This is a genomic window from Leptolyngbya sp. NK1-12 (assembly GCF_032598965.1).
Taxonomy (GTDB): Bacteria; Cyanobacteriota; Cyanobacteriia; order Elainellales; family Elainellaceae; genus Elainella.
Genome location: NZ_CP053587.1, coordinates 1,139,076 through 1,155,979, shown reverse-complemented (window position 1 = coordinate 1,155,979; position 16,904 = coordinate 1,139,076). Strand labels below are relative to the sequence as shown.

At 47.7% G+C, this 16,904-nt stretch carries 8 protein-coding genes; 2 read left to right on the top strand and 6 right to left on the bottom strand.

The genetic code is table 11. The features are described from left to right. Positions 1-10 precede the first annotated feature (10 nt). The 4 genes from HJG54_RS32955 to HJG54_RS32940 all read right to left on the bottom strand — a co-directional run bounded on the left by HJG54_RS32955 (position 11) and on the right by HJG54_RS32940 (position 9,872). Positions 11-958, bottom strand: a complete 948-nt coding sequence (locus HJG54_RS32955; RefSeq protein WP_316436089.1) for a glycosyltransferase family 8 protein — start codon at positions 956-958, stop codon at positions 11-13. Between the two features lie 31 nt (positions 959-989). Further along, positions 990-1,748, bottom strand: a complete 759-nt coding sequence (locus tag HJG54_RS32950; RefSeq protein ID WP_316436088.1) for an FkbM family methyltransferase — start codon at positions 1,746-1,748, stop codon at positions 990-992. Positions 1,749-1,860: 112 nt separating this feature from the next. Beyond that, positions 1,861-2,256, bottom strand: a complete 396-nt coding sequence (locus HJG54_RS32945; RefSeq protein ID WP_316436087.1) for a hypothetical protein — start codon at positions 2,254-2,256, stop codon at positions 1,861-1,863. A gap of 2 nt (positions 2,257-2,258) precedes the next feature. Beyond that, a complete protein-coding gene (locus HJG54_RS32940) occupies positions 2,259-9,872 on the bottom strand; it encodes a non-ribosomal peptide synthetase/type I polyketide synthase (RefSeq protein ID WP_316436086.1) in 7,614 nt (2,537 codons plus the stop codon). Between the two features lie 1,137 nt (positions 9,873-11,009). Between HJG54_RS32940 and HJG54_RS32935 the strand changes: the two genes are divergently transcribed. Then, entirely contained in the window at positions 11,010-11,654 is a 645-nt protein-coding gene (locus HJG54_RS32935; RefSeq protein WP_316436084.1) for a WecB/TagA/CpsF family glycosyltransferase, read from the top strand. Positions 11,655-11,669: 15 nt separating this feature from the next. After that, on the top strand, positions 11,670-12,875 hold the full coding sequence (locus tag HJG54_RS32930) for a glycosyltransferase family 4 protein (RefSeq protein WP_316436083.1): 1,206 nt from the start codon (positions 11,670-11,672) through the stop codon (positions 12,873-12,875). A 140-nt stretch (positions 12,876-13,015) separates the two neighbouring features. On the opposite strand, the gene HJG54_RS32925 is transcribed toward HJG54_RS32930, so the two are convergent. Both HJG54_RS32925 and HJG54_RS32920 read right to left on the bottom strand, forming a co-directional pair. Further along, positions 13,016-15,154 (bottom strand): GumC family protein, encoded by a 2,139-nt coding sequence (locus HJG54_RS32925; protein ID WP_316436082.1) that lies wholly within the window; start codon positions 15,152-15,154, stop codon positions 13,016-13,018. Between the two features lie 36 nt (positions 15,155-15,190). Then, entirely contained in the window at positions 15,191-16,597 is a 1,407-nt protein-coding gene (locus HJG54_RS32920; protein WP_316437107.1) for an SLBB domain-containing protein, read from the bottom strand. Positions 16,598-16,904: the final 307 nt, after the last annotated feature.

Below are 16,904 nucleotides of genomic sequence, written 5' to 3'. Positions count from 1 at the left end.
AAAGTGAAAGCTAAAAGGCGCGTTGCTGCAATTGCTTTACCTCTCGCTTCAAGCGACGCCAGAGCCGTTGAGGGATGTCCTGACGGTAGCCTTTCCAATCAGTCATTCGCAGGTAGTGAAAAAACAAGTCAGTAGCAGGATTATTCTGCGGAACCGACCAGGGTTTTTCAGGAGAGGTGTAATGTAGGATATAGGAATCATCAATTTCTTCCTGGGTCATTCTTCGAGCTTCTGTGTTGTTCCACCGTAAATCTAATTCACCCCAACCGTTCCGAACAATAGCGACCAGAACATCGTTATCCATACCCCGAATATATTGGTGATTGTGAACAATATAGTCTAGAGCTATAGCACACAAATTATTCGACCGCCATTTGTCGAGATTAAGAACTAGAACTCCAGCACTTAAGTGTTTATCGTCTGGGGCAAATCCTAACTCTCGCCAATTGGCGAGACCTCTAGAGTGAGAGACAATACGTACATATTTTGTGCAGGCAGCAAGCAGATAGTTGTCTCCCAGATCCATTTCCCACAGCTTACTAATGTCTGCTTTGACAACTAAATCACAATCTAAATAGATTGCTTTTGAGAACTCCCGTGGTAGCAGCTCAGGAATCATGAGCCGATAAAGTGTTGCCTTCGAGAAAACTGTAAACTTTGCATTCTCCTCATTCAGAATGGTTTGCATCTCAGCTTGCTCAGGTCTGGGTAGCCAACGAACTTCACATCGTTCAGCAGGTAACGACTTGACAATTCGGCACTTGACACGTGGATAGATGCCATCATCAATCACAAAAAGAAGCATTTTTTTGTTACTTTCAAGATGCTCCAATGCAGAACGAATCGTTACAGCAAGTGGCATCGCATAGTTGTTATCAGCCGCGCAAACCACCACAACTGAATCTTGCTTTTGTGCATATAAGCCGTTAATTTTGCTCGATGATGAACTTATCTGCATATAGTTGGCCCAAACTAGGTTCTAAGTTAATTCAGCGTTGAAGAAAAGCAACTTCTTGTCCAATATCAACGTAGTCGGAAACAAGTTTAAATCCTGCATTGAACAATTTAGACTTTAAAGCTTCAACTTCATGTGAGCTTAAAGACATAGTATGAATTTCGATCATGATTTTACAAATATTGCTGTTACGAAGATTGAAATTTTCGATTAGAGAGTATTCTCCTCCTTCGATATCAACAATTAGAAAAGTTGGATCAATGCGCTGTACTTCCACATCAAAGCTTTTAACAGGAACTTTGACAACTTCTGCAACCTCATAGTGTACCGGAGGTACAGTAGATGATGCCCAAAAGTCTTTCGTGATGTAAAAATCTTGTTCGCCAGTTGTGTTGCTTAATAGACAAATATCAAGCGAAGGGGAAACCTGATTTAATTGGTAATTTTTTCTGATGTAGGGTTCTAGCCTAGGATTTGCTTCATAGCTAAAAATTCTATCAGAGCCAATCTTTTGGGCGCAGTAAATAGACAGTAAGCCCAAACCTGTTCCTAGCTCCATCACAACGTCATCAGATGCAAGATAGGACTTCAAGGTTTCAATTTCTGGTCTTTCATAGCAGCTATAATGAAAGGCTCTTTGCACCTTAGGCGAAATATGATCGCCCATTGGAATTTTGATTCCTTCAATTTCGAAAGCAAAATGGATGAACGAGCGATACTTCGCTGCTAGCGGAGATTCATGATACTCCAATTTATTAATTACTTTTTCAATCACTTGATCTAGAAGTTTCATCTTACTTTTCTGTGTCTCAGAGAGTAACTATTTAGGAGGCAGTTCCGACTTGCAAATATTCTCCATATCGATTGGAATCGAGGATAACCAAGTAGAATTTTCTTCCGGATCTTTATCTAAGTGAGCACGATTTACGGTGGACAATTGAGACTGCTTTTTCTGATAAATCCTTAGTTTTTATCTCCTTCTTATTGCCACCTTCTCTGAAATTTAAAAGGGGTAGTTTGAGAGCACACAAATTTACACTTACTGTTCTATCTTCGCCTGGAAATGAAATTAGTGAAATAAGAATTGAGCAATCTTTATCATGACGGGAGACTTCATTTTCTTCGTGAAGGAGGAATAGCGAACTTGGCTCACAGGCAAAATGGCGATTCTGGAAAAGCGAAGGGGCAAAAATATAGGTTTCAAAACAGGTGTGTTGTTGCCTTAGGGGTCGCTCCGTCAATCTTTCTAGCTCATCTACAATTTGCTCCAGCAAACTAGCATGGGAGGTCACTAAGGACATATTCATGTCACTCCTGCAACTTGCAAATATTTTCCAGGTCGATTGGGATCAGGAATATACCAAGCTGGATTACCTTCAGGATCTTTGCCTAAACGAGCACCCGGCTGGGGTGGGCAGTTCCGATCAATCTTGCCGTTTGGTACTGTATTGACCGGAGTAACACCTGGAAGAAATCCGATGGCTTGTAACTCTGCCACGCTATCTTTGAAGGCACGAGTTACAAATTCAATATCGGCATCTGTGTGTGACAGGGTAAAGAAGCAGGGGCGATGATCCCAGATATGAACGCCTTTTTCTCGCAATAGGTAAAATAAAAGCTGAGCGTAGGGCAGTTCGGTGGGATAAGAAATGTAGAAATAAGACGTGAAATGGTCGATTTTGATTGGTGCACCCACCCGCTCAAAATGCTGATTTAAATGCGTTGCAAATTTGTCAACTTTTTCTGTTAGTGATTGTTGCAGCTCTATGCCACCTGCTTTTAGTTTCAGCAACACGGCTTCTGCTGCCGCTAGGGCCATCGGATGGCGGACAAAGGTGCCCGCAAAGAAAGTAACGCCCACCTCCGGAATAGAATCATCGCCGTACTGCCAGAAGCCTCCATCTAAGGCATCCATGTACTCGGCCTTACCCGCTACAATCCCGATTGGCAACCCACCTCCGACGACTTTGCCATAGGTTGCCATGTCTGCCTGGACACCAAAATAGGCTTGAGCACCGCCTGGATGGGATCGAAAACCGGTGACCACTTCATCGAAGATGTACGCTGTGCCCGACTGTTCGGTCAAACGGCGCAGATCTTGCAGAAACTCTTTTGGCTGCAACCCAGGATCGCGGCTACGAACCGGTTCCACCAGAATGGCCGCCAGTTCATCTGCTCGGTTTCGCAGAATTTCTAGCGATTCAGGAGTACCGTAATCAAGCACCAGCAGATTTTCAAACATCGAGGGAAGAATACCTGGAGCCGCTGGCATGGTTCTTAGGTTTGGTCCCGGTCGGTACAGCACTTCATCGAAGGTGCCATGATAATCTCCGGTAAAGGTGGCAACCAAATCACGTCCTGTGACGGTACGCGCGAGGCGCAGCGTTGCCATAACTGCCTCGGACCCTGTATTGCAGAAAGCAATCCGCTCCATACCCGTAAATTCGCTGATCAGCTTGGCAACCTTTCCAGCTAAAGGAGTTTGGGGACCGATCTCAATACCCTTTTCCATTTGGGCGATCACGGCTTCCTTCACAAAGTCTGGATTCCAACCAAAGAAGTTAAGGCCAAAGCCGTTGGTCAAATCCACATATTCATTGCCGTCTACATCCCACAGCTTAGAGCCAGCAGAGCGGTCGGTGATAATTGGATAAACCATTTCCTTCAGGGTTGGGCAGAATCCCGAAACCGTGCGTGGATCAGCAAGGTAACGACGGTGCTCTTGAGTCTGGCGCTTGGATTCCTGAGTGCGAATCGTGTAGCGGGCAATGATGCGGTCGAGAGCCTGCTGCTGGTCTGGCGTCAGGCTACCGCTACTGGTTTTCTCAATTTTGGCTCCGGGTCGGCGATCGTTGGTTGGAGTCGGAGCAGGGGAAACCGGCGGCAGCGGGGCAGGGGCCGGAGTGGGGGGCAGGGCCGGAGCAGCAGAAGTTGCGGCAGAAGCCATTCCAGCTTGACGCAACAGTTCAAGCTGCTGATTCATAATTTGCAACTGTTGCGCCACTAATGTCTCAATCGCACTGGTTCCGATGTGAGCAGTTGCCATCTGGGAAGGAGTGACATTGCGCTCATCCTTACCATTCTCGTTGCCCTTACTGTAACCATTGCCATTCAAAGCAGGGGAAGTAGCTTCAGGCATGAAGTCAGTCAGGTCTGTAAGGGGAGATAGAGGGGTAGATGCAGCAACAGGCCTAGACTCCGGTGCAGGCAGAACATCGGGCGGTAAGGTTTGAGCGAGAAATGCCGCTAAGGTTGCTAGATTCGGATAGTCTTCCAGTAAATTCCGAAACGTGATTTTTAGCTTGAACTGTTTCTTAAAGGCCATTGCCACTTGAGTTAGTGACAAAGAGTCTAGCCCCATCTCCAGGAAGGTGAGGTCATCGCTGACGTTCGCAATCTCCAAGCCAGAAGTTGTTTGCACTACTTCTTTGAGTAAAGGGATAATGCGTTGCACAAGGGAATCAGACATAGGTGTAGAGACTGCGGGAAGGGATTTAAGTGAAGTATGGGTAGATTCCGCGGGGGACAGGGGAGTGGTCTGGATTGGCTCAGAGATAATTGCTCCAGCAGAAACGGCTGAAGCTACAGGTTTAGGATCGATCCAGTAGCGTTTGCGTTCAAACGGATAGGTCGGCAATGGAATCCGCCGGCGTTTTTCGTTGGCGTATACACTCTGCCAATCAAACGATACGCCAGCCAACCAGAGCTGTCCCATTGCCTGCAGGAGAGTGGCCGCTTCGGTGTTGTCTTCAGTCGTGCTACCCAGCGAAGAAATCGCGATTTGTTGATTGAGATCGGTGGCTTGCTGCCGAGCTAACGTGGCGGCAGTGGTGCGTGGTCCAACCTCCAACAGGACCCGCTGAGGCTGTTGCCAGAGAGTTTGTACACCTTCTGCAAAGCGCACAGTTGCCCGCAGATGGTTGGCCCAATAGGTCGGATCGGTAGCCTCAGAATTGGTGATCCAATTAGCTGTTACGGTTGAAACAAACGGAATGCGGGGTGGTGAAAGTTGAACGGTACGAACCAATTGGCCAAAGGGTTCGATTATCGACTCCATCATCGGCGAATGGAACGCATGGGACGTGTGGAGCAGCTTGCAGGCAACTTCGGCGGCTTCTAACTTCTGCTGTAATTGAGCAATTTGTGCGGTTGGGCCAGAGACCACACAAAGGGCAGGACCGTTGATCGCCGCGATGGCTAGATCGGCAGATAGGTGTGGCTCAACCTCGGCAGCAGCTAGACGAACAGAAAGCATGGCTCCAGGCGGTAATTCGGCCATCATGCGTCCGCGTGTTGCTACCAAGGTCAGGGCATTTTCCAGTGAGAACACACCTGCCAAACAGGCCGCGACGAACTCGCCGATGCTGTGCCCAATCATCGCAGCAGGCTGAACTCCCCAGCTTTGCCAAAGTTGAGCCAACGCATACTCCACAGCAAACAGTGCAGGCTGGGTATAAACCGTTTGTTGCAACAGTTCAGCTGCAGTTTCTTGCGATTCCACCAGGTACAGCACTTGGCGCAAATCGCAGTTGAGCAGAGGTTGAAGAATATGGGCACAGCGATCAATCGCATTCCGGAAAACCGGTTCATTCTGATAAAGGGTCTGCCCCATCTGGAGATATTGTGCTCCTTGGCCGGGAAACATAAACACCACCTCCGGATCACGCCGGTCTGTGTAGCGAGTGGCGCTGCGATGAGCCGGCAGGATCTCTAGATCGGCAATTGCCTCTTGCTGAGTTCGACACACAAGAAACCGGCGATAGTTAAACCCGTTTCGCCCCACTTGCAGGGTGTAGGCGACATCGGCCAGATTAATGGCAGGGTTTTGCTGGAGATGGGTACGTAAATTAGCGGTTGCTTGCTCAAGAGCCGTTTCAGTTTTGGCAGAAAGCAGCAGCAGTTGATAGGGGCAGGAGGGGGCGACAGATTCCTCGGCTATCGGTGCTTCTTCTAAAACCACATGGGCATTGGTTCCCCCCACCCCGAAGGAACTCACACCCGCTCGCCGCGGGTTTTCTGAGATCGGCCAATCGGTTAACTGAGTGTTGACATAGAAGGGACTGTTGGCAAAATCAATTTCTGGATTCGGAGACTCGAAATTAACACTAGGCAGAATTTTGCGATGATAGAGTGCTAATGCGGTTTTGATTAAGCCAGTCACGCCAGCGGCAGCCACCAGATGTCCTACGTTACCTTTTATCGATCCGATTGCACAAAATTGAGTAGCTGCAGTTTGAGTGCGAAAAGCTTGGGTTAGTGCCTCAACTTCAATCGGATCGCCTAGAGGTGTAGCAGTTCCATGCGCTTCAATGTAGGAAATCGTCCGCGGATGAATATTTGCGTCTGCATAAGCTCTAACAATCGCTCCCATTTGTCCATGCACGCTGGGAGCAGTGAAACTGGCTTTATCAGAACCATCGTTGTTGATGCCCACTCCTTTGATCGTGGCATAGATGCGATCGCCCTCTCGCAGCGCATCTTCAACCCGTTTCAATACAACAATTCCAACCCCGTTATTAAACATGGTGCCTTGCGCTTTAGCATCAAAGGGGCGACAATGTCCGTCTGGAGAGAGCATGCCGCCTTCCTGATGCAAGTAGCCCGTGTTCTGAGGCGTGTTGATTGAAATCCCTCCGGCTAAGGCCAGATCACATTGATGGCTCCGCAGCCCCTGAACGGCATGAATCACCGCTACCAACGAGGTGGAACAAGCCGTGCTAATGCTAACGCTAGGCCCGGTCAGGTTTAACTTATAGGATGCGCGAGTTGTGACAAAATCCTTCTCATTGGCCAGCATAGTCTGGAAGGCACCCAGCGGCTCAATGATTTCTTTCCGCCCACAAATATGCCGTTCAAAATAAGTGTTTTGCCCTGATCCGGCGTATAGCCCAATCAAACCGTTGTAGGCTGAGGTATAGCCAGCATTTTCTAACGCTGCGTAGGCTAGCTCTAAAAAGACCCGAGCCTGGGGATCCATGACTTCAGCTTCTTTAGGGCTAATGCCAAAGAAAGCCGCATCAAACTCTTCTGCCCCTCTCACAATGCCTTTGACTGGTACATAGTGAGGATCGCGTCGCAATTCTTGATCATCGATTGGGTCTAATTCGGCATCGGTAAAGCGAGTGGTAGATTCAATCCCAGCACAGAGGTTGTGCCACAACTCTTCGACACTATCTGCACCAGGAAACCGACCCACCATGCCAATAATGGCAATGTCGCCTGTTGCAGTCGGGTGAGAATCTGTGGAGAAGGTGGCCCAGCAATCGTCAACGTGCTGTACCATGGACCGCTGCTCTTGGTCCAAATATCGAGCCATAGCCCGAATTGTCGGATACTGGTAGAGCTTGACGGCTCGGATCTGAGAGTTAAAACGCTTCTGGACACGAGCGATCATCTGTAACCCCAACAGCGAGGTGCCACCCAATTCAAAGAAATTTTCCTCGACGCTGAGCCTGTCAATCCCCAGGACACCGGCCCAAATTTCGGCCAATACCTGTTCGCTGGGGGTTGTAGGAGCAATTCCATCAACTGGGGCAGACCGAATCACTGGCTTGGGTAAGGCACGGCGATCGATTTTTCCGGTTGGGCTGAGAGGCATATGATCCAGCACCATCACAACAGCAGGCACCATAAACTCGGCCACCCGCTCCCTGAGATAGTCTTTCAACTGTTTCACCCCAGGTGCTTGCTCTCCCTTGGTTGTAACGTAGGCAACTAGAGCCTTATCTCCTGGTCGATCTTCACGCAAAATTACGATCGCATCAGCTACCTGCTCATGTTGCCTCAATATGGCTTCGATCTCGCCTAGCTCAATGCGGAAGCCCCTCAGCTTGACCTGAAAATCGCGGCGTCCAATGAATTCAATATTGCCATCGGATAAGTAGCGCACCTGATCACCCGTTTTGTATAGTCGGGTTGTAGGATCGGCACTAAACGGATTAGGGATAAACCGCTCCAAAGTAATATCTGGACGGTTTAAATACTCACGAGCCAGCCCATCGCCCCCAATGTAGAGTTCTCCAGCAACGCCTATGGGAACAGGTTGTAAATAGTCATCTAAAATATAAGTCTGTGTATTGGCAATCGGTTTACCAATCGGTAGCGTTTTCAGATCGGCATTGAGTTGGCGAGGAATGCGGTAAGAACAGGAGAAAGTCGTACTTTCGGTAGGGCCATAGACATGAATCAACTCCATGTCGGGTAAACAGGTCAGGGACTTGCAGATATGCGGTAGAGATATCGCCTCCCCTCCGGTCAACAATTCTTTGACTCTCAACAACGCTTCTGGTACTTCTGCAATGATGGTATTAAACAGAGCAGTGGTCAGAAATAAGGTTGTTATTCCCGTTCTCTGAATAATTGCTCCCAATTCCCGTGGATCTGGGATGCCAACAGCGGGATATAACACACAAACGCTGCCATGCAACAATGCTCCCCAGATCTCGAATGTTGCAGCATCAAACGAAATTGGGGCTAATTGCAGAATAACTTGATTGCCATCTAGCGGAGTGTAGGTGGAGTTAAACACCAATCGCAAAACAGCCTGATGAGGTATGGCAACTCCCTTGGGGCGACCCGTTGAACCAGAGGTGTAATTAACATAAGCTAGGTTCTGCGAATGAACTGCACAAGCTTGTAACTCAACTTGCTCTTCGTTTCCTGTTCCCCAGCCTGCGTCCAGATAAACAATCTGAGCCTGATGGGGCGGCAAGCCGTCCCTCAGATGAGATTGAGTCAACAACACCGGAGCACAACTGTCTTCTAGCATGAAAGCTAGTCGTTCTGGAGGATAGCTGGGATCAAGCGGCACATAAACCCCTCCAGCTTTGAGAATGGCGAGAATGGCAACGATCATTTCGATCGAGCGTTCCATGATCAATGCCACGAAGGTTTCACAGCCAACTCCCATCTGTTGCAGTTGAGCCGCCAGACGATTGGCTCGGTTATTCAATTCTTGATAGGTGAGACATTGTTCAGATTGAGTTTCCAACTCTGGTAGGATGAGAGCGATAGCGTCAGGAGTGCGGAGAACCTGCTCCTCAAACAGTTGATGAACTGTTTTATCTCGCGGGTAGGCCGTCTGGGTGTTATTCCATTCCACCAACAGTTGATGCTGTTCGGCACTAGTTAACAACGGTAAAGCAGCCAGAGGCGTATGAGGCGCTGCAACTATCCCTGTCAGCAATGATTGTAAATGTCCCCCTAATCGGACAATTGTTGATTCTTCAAACCGCTGACCGTCGTATTGCACCTGTAGAGTCGATGCTGCTAGATCAGCCGTAACGGTAAGGGGATAAGGCCATTCTGTGAATTGTGCTGAAACTTGTGCTGAAGCAAGATCAAGCGGAAATTCAGATATATACAGAACGCTTGCAAATAATTGCTCAGTAGATGGAATCTCACTCCAAGCTTGCACTTGGGCCAGAGAAACTTGCCCGTGCGACTGCATCAAGTTCCAACGCTTTTGAACCATTGGCAACCAATCAATCAAAGGCATATCTGATGCAACTTGGAGGCGCAAAGGCAATGGATTACCAGACAAATGAGATAGGTACTCCTGCCCGTTGATTGGATCAATAACCTGCACCCCAAAGACAACATCTGTCTCCCCACTATAACGACTGAGCAGCATTCCCCAAGCTCCCAGTAGAAGCGACTGTAGACTCAGGTGAGATTGACTGAGTAAGTCTAGACCAGTACCTAATTCCGGAATCCGAAAGGTATGACATCGACATGGTGCCGCCTTTTCTCCCTGTTGGGGTAAGATCTGCTGCGATGCTGCATCAGCAACCGCTAACGGCGTTGGAGCAATAAATCCCCGCAACCATTCCTGCCAGAAGGATTCCATCGAAGATAATTGCCCCCCCTGGCCAGGATTAGATTCTAGATAATCGGAGTTTTGAGGACTGGCTAACATATCACGCGACCTGCAGAAAAACTGAGGCTAGAAAGATATCCTTAACACTAATACTCTTAGTACTGAAAATAAGCGTTGGATTGCTCGACACCGACGACAAAACAGCAATCTTCATCAAATATTTAAGAAACCAATAAGGAACCAATTGAGCTAAAGCTAAACGAGTTGAATCGTTAATGATTTCAAACACAAAAACGAGAGCAGCGTAAAACTTTAAGAGCAACCATAGAATACATGAAGCAAATCAGGCGACTACGAGAAAACGTAGACACTAGACAAATTACTCAATTTAACTGGGTACCAGAACTATATTCGCATCACTTCAATCAGCAAGTTATCTCAAATACATATGCCATAATTTCAAATCAGCCCAAAATAATTAGCCAAAAATTAGCCAAAAACAAGAATATAAAGCTTGCTGTATGGTAACCAACCGATGTTTCAAATCATGTTTGATTTAACTTCAGTTGATGGGTATAAGTTGTATAAGTTCTTCAATTAAACCACTAAATTCAACAACCATTGTAAGCAGCACCTGCATTTCATGCTTGTGCTGTTAGCTGAGCGAACATAGTTTGATTACAATTACATCACGACACGCAGTTTGGTTGCTCCCAGTGCAGAGCACGGTCACCAGAAAAATTGCAACAAATTGCAATATCACATACAGGAGTTTTGCTACTACAAGTTTGTGAATTCAGCTTCACTGTAGAAAAAGGTCTGTTCAACTGCAAAGCCTAAATCACCTTAAGTTTGAACTGTACAGAGTTAAGCAATCTAACAGATTTACAAAACTGCTCATCTAAAGGTGACTCAAAATAAATTATACAACCCATACAGTATCTCCCATTTTTTCTATACGTGATCTTAGACACCTTTTCGCTAGTATTACTCTGTTAAGTAGCCCCCTACTTACGTGTGATAAGTAGCTTTCTACTTACGTGTGAATTCTCCAACTACTGCAAGGGAGTCGCAAACGTGAGTTTACCTATTGTCAGGGTCATTGGCTGTCCTGTGACCGCTTTGCCATTAAGTGCTCAACTTGAAGTAATTTCAAGCTGGGCTGAGGAGCGATTGAGCAAGATCATCTGCGTGGCTAATGTACACATGCTGATGGAAGCTCATTGGCACCTAGAAATGAATTCTGTTCTGCAAAATGCAGATATTGTGGTTCCAGATGGTATGCCATTAGTCTGGATGATGCGGTTTATGGGATTTAAGAAACAGGATCGGGCGGCGGGACTAGATATTTTGCTTGGACTCTGCCAAACATCTACCAGAAACGGAACTAGTATCTACTTCCTAGGTTCTCATGTTGATGTTCTTAGCCGCATTGAGGCAAAGTTGGAGCATGATTTTCCCAGTCTGAAAATTGCTGGGATAGAGCCACTCCCCTTCCGTCCACTCACCTCCATTGAAGACGAAGCAGTTGTGCAGCGGATTAATAATAGTGGGGCAGGCATTGTCTTTGTAGCTCTTGGCTGCCCGAAGCAAGAGTACTGGATGGCCGAACATCAGCATCGGATCCAGGCCGTTCTGATTGGGGTAGGAGGTGCCTTTCCAGTCTATGCTGGCATCCATAGACGAGCACCCCGATGGATGCGGGAGATGGGGTTAGAGTGGTTCTATCGTTTAATTCAAGAACCGCAACGGTTATGGAAACGGTATGCGGCAACAATTCCACCGTTTATATACTTAGCGTTAAAACAACTGCTGATCGAACAATGGCTTCACTTGACTCCTCACGGCCAACCTCAAGTTGAAGCTGTGGATGACCGCTAGCAAATGTCAAATCAGATGCGCATTCTTTTTGTTCATAATTACTACCAAGTCGCAGGTGGCGAAGATCAAATCTTACAAGCAGAAGCCGACCTGTTAGAGTTGCATGGGCATCAGGTCTACCGCTACACAGTTCACAATGACGGCATCAAAACTACTTCGCCGTTGGTGCTGGCTGGCAAAACGGTGTGGAATCAAAAAACCTATCGAAGTTTGCGATCGCTGATTCGAGAACAGGAAATTCAGGTTGTCCACTGTCATAATACCTTTCCTTTAATTTCTCCCTCGGCTTACTACGCCGCCCAAGCTGAGCAAGTGCCAGTCGTTCAAACCTGCCATAACTATCGCTTGCTCTGCCCCAATGCATTGTTTTTACGAGAAGGTCGAGTTTGCGAAGCTTGCTTGACGCAATTCGTGCCCTGGTCAGGGGTCAAACATGCCTGTTATCGAGGCAGTCGGGCCGCCAGTGGAGCTGTGGCTGCGATGCTCACCCTGCATCGCAGTTTAGGAACTTGGACCAATAAAGTAGATGCCTACATTGCGCTAACTGATTTTGCTCGACAAAAACTCGTTCAAGGCGGCTTGCCAGCTGACAAAATTATTGTCAAACCAAACTTTGTCCATCCCGATCCTGGAATAGGCAGCGGCCAAGGCAGATATGCCCTCTATGCCGGTAGGCTATCACAGGAAAAAGGGATTGCCACCTTGCTGGAAGCTTGGCGGCATTTAGGAGATAAAATCCCACTCAAGATTGTCGGAGATGGCCCTTTATCGTCTTTGGTCTCTGAAGCTGCACAACAAATACCTGGAATCATGTGGCTGGGTCATCAGCCCCTAGAACAGGTTTATAGGCTCTTGCAAGCAGCCGCTTTTTTGGTCTTTCCATCAGAATGGTATGAAGGGCAACCGCGAATTTTATTGGAAGCGTTTGCGACAGGAACCCCGGTTGTCGCATCTAACTTGGGTTCAATGAGCAGTTTAATTACTCCCCATCAAACTGGTTTACATTTTCAACCTGGCGACATAAAAGATTTAGTTGTTCAAGTAGAATGGCTGCTCAACAACTCAGATCGATTGAGCCAGATGCGCCAGATAGCTCGAAAAGAATTTGAAACAACCTACACCGCAGCGGCAAACTATGACCAACTAATCAATATTTATGCAAAAGTTCGAGATAACAGATTACCGACAAAAACAGGATTGGTCGTTGGTTCGACTCCATAGGATTCCATAGGATAAGGAGGTGTTGTCGCCGCCCTTCGGGCGGCGACAACACCCTGATCTTAGTTTTAATTAAGTTGAATGACTTACTATGGGGTTTCAATTCATTCTCTTTGACTATGTAAGCATGCTTGAACTGCAGCCTAATACCGATAGTAGGTATAGGGCGTGCCCATCTTCTCCGCAGAGTCATTGACAACAAGTCCTAAAACTGGAATAGAAGATATTCTTAAGTCCTCCAATGCTTTTTCTAGGAGCGAACGCTTCAACTGTCCCAAGCGAGCCACAAGCAAAATGCCGTCTGTATGCTCGGAAAGCAGATAGGTATCTGCAAAGCCCAACAGCGGAGGAGCATCATAAATTACCAGGTCAAAAGCAGTTCGATTTTTCTCGATGATTTGTCGCATCGATTCAGAAGAGAGAATGCGGGTAGGCTCCGGCGGAATCGAGCCAGCCGGCAAAATATATAAATTGCTTTCCCAAGGTGTTTGTTGAATCGCCTGCTCATACTCCAGACTATGAGCAATCAGATCAGTCAGGCCGCGGGAGTTCGACAAATTTAACCGATGATGCAGGCTAGGACGCCGCAGATCCCCATCGACTAATAGAACCCGTTGACCCATTGCTGCCGCCACCTGCGCCAAATAGAAGGCAACCGTGGTTTTACCATTGGCTGGAACGGGCGAGCTTACGGTCAACGAACGGATTGGCCGATCTGGACTCAACAGTCTCACGTTCACACAGAGTAGTCGGAAGGCTTCTAGAAATGGATCGGCCATTAGTCGATGGAATTGAAGAGAATCGATCGATCCGCTTCCGTTTAGAGAGCCTAACACTGCATTTGAACTGAGCCATTGATCCAACTCGTTCAGTGATTTATTCGTCGGAATAATTCCTAGAATTGGCAGCTTTGCACTATCTTTTACTTCTTTAGAGGTGTGTAGCACACTACTCAATCGATCAATCGCCAACGCTGCTCCTGTACCCAGCAGTAATCCTAAAATCGCTCCTAATGCTAGCGTTCGTTTGGTGCTTGCCGCACTAGGATAAGGCTCATTGGGTGCAGTTAATAATCTCCACGGCAACTGGCGCTGTGCCGCATCAATGCGTAACCCCTCACGTTTCGCCAAAAATTGGGTGAGGTTGTCGGTGGCAATCTCTAGCTCTCGCTGAATGTCGGTATATTGGCGCATCACAGCAGAGAGCTGCTTAATCTGTTGATTGGTTGAGCCAATTGAGGCACTCAAGGACTGCTCCCGATCCTGGAGTTCCTGAATTTGACTAGCTACCTGCTGTGCCACTCGAAAGCCCTCTTGCTGTAGCAAAGGCAACAAACTCTGCCGCTGTTGGAGCAATACGTTCAGTTCAGGGCTGCGTTCTAGATAGAGAATAGAATCTTGCGCTAGCTGACTGTCGATCTCCAATAATTGATCGAGCAATTTCTGATAGCGCGGACTATCAACGAGCGGAGACGAACCGGCTTGTTCCAGAGACGGCTGTGATAAAGCAGTTTGTAATTGTTGATAGGTCAAGCGAGTTTCGCGCAGCTGAGTTTGAGTTTCGATCAGATCCCGTCTGAGGCTACCCATCTGATCTGACAACAAACTAGCCTGTGACTCTGGGTCAATCAAATTATACTGTTGCCGAAACTCCTGGAGTTGGCCTTGCCATTGAGCCACCTGACTTTTCAAGGCAGGCAATTGGCTATCTACAAAGTCGATCCCCCGCCGAATATCTTGACGGCGATCTTCCAGACTATACCGGAGGTATGCCTCAGAAAGTAGATCTAAAACAGTTTGAACCAGTTCTTTGTCGGGATTGCCATAAGAGACCTGCAAAATATTCTTTGCATCAACTTGAATCACCAGATCGCGAATCAAACTTTCGTAGGTAATCTCAGGATAGTCACGCTTGAGTTCCTCTACAACCGGGTTTAAGACATCGGGGCTACGCAAAACTCGGATCTTCGTCTCGTCCAGCGTCGTCGTCGTTAGGGACTGATCTTGGCGGCTGCTCAGGGTTTGGGGAAGCGAAGACAAAACTTCTGTCTCCACCGTAACCGGTTCCGTCAAAATCTCAAAACCAGATCGATAAATCGGCGTTGCCGTCACGATCTTGAGAACGGCTGCCCCTATCATCACAGTTGTCACACCAGCAATCAGCCAGACCTGCCGTCGCAGTGCCGCTACCACGCGCCCTAGCTCTAATCCACCTTCGTTTTCGGGCGGTGCCGATATTGGAGGAGTCGATAGCAGGATCGGAAGATTTTGTGTTGCCTTCATAGTGGCGTTCTCAGAAACGTTTGATGGCACAACAAGCTAAAACAAACGGAAGAAGTTAAGCGGAATGCTAAACAGGGTGAAGAATCGGGTGAGGGGATCGGTGGCAGTGCCCAAAGCGTCAGAAATAGCAGCAATCCCTGACCGTTTGACCACAATCACATCATTGTTGCGTAGGGCTGGGTTGGCGTCGCTATCAATTCCCTGAGTAAAGTCTACATCAACCTGCTGCTGAGAGACACTACCATTGGGATTTAGACGAACCAGCAGCACCGTCTGCTCAGCACGATTATTAAATCCTCCTGCTGCAAGTAGAGCCTGATTGAGTGGCGTGTTCGGCGGAACTTCTACCACACCGGGCTGGACAACTTCTCCGACCACATTGATGCGAATCGTATCAGGAGAGAAACTAGCAGCAGCAATTTGAGCCGCCTCTTCCGGATCTAAATTGGTGACCGTAGGAACGAGTACCGTATCTCCGTCTTGCAAGATGGCATCCTGGTTCAAGTCTCCAGCCCGCAACAATTGCCAAAGATCAACTGTAAAGTTTTGCTCTAAACCTGTGCGGGTCCGCCGTTGAATCTGGACTTTACGAACATCTGCCGTAGGAGTAATCCCTCCAGCCACCTGAATAGCTCTAGTCACCGTTGGAGCCGTTCCTAGCATCGTGGTCCCCCCCGGGACACCCGCCTCTGCCGTCCTCGCCGTTCCGGTCACCGTGTAGGGACCGGGACGAAACACCTCTCCCACTACAGCAATATTAATAGACTGATCCGCATCAGCTGCAAAACTGGCTGCCGCCACCTGAGAAGACTCGGCCAAGCTCATGTCTTTTGCAGTAGGCACAACAATCGCATCACCATCTCGCAAGGTGACGTTGTATCGAGCATCGCCAGTCTGCAAAAACTGCCAAAGGTCAACTACGATAACCTCCTCAGCCCCTGAAGGCTGTAGTCGCCGTAACTGTACTCGCCGCAGATCCGCAGATTGGCGAATTCCTCCAGCTTCTTCCAAAATTTGCGTCAACGTTGGCACCTGCCCAGATTGCCGCTCTAGGGTATACGATCCCGGATGATTCACCTCGCCTGAAACCCCGATTTTGACTGGACGGGGGGCAACCAAGCTAACGGTTACAATTGGGCTCCGCAAGATCCGCCGCTGGGAGTACTGCGCGGCAATCGCACTGGCGGCCTGCTCAAGCGTCATTCCTCGAATATATACACTACCAACCACAGGAAGATTGAGTGTACCATCTACGAGAACAGTGTTCTCGCCACTGTATTGGGTTAGCTTAAAGATATCGATTCTAATTTGATCCCCTGCCCCCAAGGTATAGGGGTCCTCCGCCCTCGAAGAAGTCGTTTCTCTTTGAAGTGAATCAGTTGGCAGAGTAGCTGAAGCAATAGCTGGACTCAAGCAAAGACAACTCACACCAAAAGTTCCCATTAATCCAATTTTATAAATATTTAATACTAGAGAACTAATCTGCATCGTGTCTAATAGTGCCATGCAAATTCATGCCTATGCAAAAAACTCTTTGTTAAACAGTTAAACAATAAGACATGCCGTCTAATTAGGACTCTCTTAAAACAAGAGGCAAACCGCCAAAGTCTATCTAACACGCAATCCAATATACAACGTGACTTCAGCTCCATTTAGAACCTTAATTATCGTCACCTGATTGTAAACTAATTTTTTGTGAGATTTACACTATAGCAACTCAAATTGCTGAATGGATACCTATTACTCATTT

What these genes read in the sequence shown, in the direction of transcription:
- HJG54_RS32935 (WP_316436084.1), top strand. Translation starts at nt 11,010, where the DNA reads ATGAATTCTGTTCTGCAAAATGCAGATATTGTGGTTCCAGATGGTATG.
- HJG54_RS32940 (WP_316436086.1), bottom strand. Translation starts at nt 9,872, where the DNA reads ATGTTAGCCAGTCCTCAAAACTCCGATTATCTAGAATCTAATCCTGGC.
- HJG54_RS32930 (WP_316436083.1), top strand. Translation starts at nt 11,670, where the DNA reads ATGCGCATTCTTTTTGTTCATAATTACTACCAAGTCGCAGGTGGCGAA.
- HJG54_RS32945 (WP_316436087.1), bottom strand. Translation starts at nt 2,256, where the DNA reads ATGTCCTTAGTGACCTCCCATGCTAGTTTGCTGGAGCAAATTGTAGAT.
- HJG54_RS32955 (WP_316436089.1), bottom strand. Translation starts at nt 958, where the DNA reads ATGCAGATAAGTTCATCATCGAGCAAAATTAACGGCTTATATGCACAA.
- HJG54_RS32950 (WP_316436088.1), bottom strand. Translation starts at nt 1,748, where the DNA reads ATGAAACTTCTAGATCAAGTGATTGAAAAAGTAATTAATAAATTGGAG.
- HJG54_RS32925 (WP_316436082.1), bottom strand. Translation starts at nt 15,154, where the DNA reads ATGAAGGCAACACAAAATCTTCCGATCCTGCTATCGACTCCTCCAATA.
- HJG54_RS32920 (WP_316437107.1), bottom strand. Translation starts at nt 16,597, where the DNA reads ATGGGAACTTTTGGTGTGAGTTGTCTTTGCTTGAGTCCAGCTATTGCT.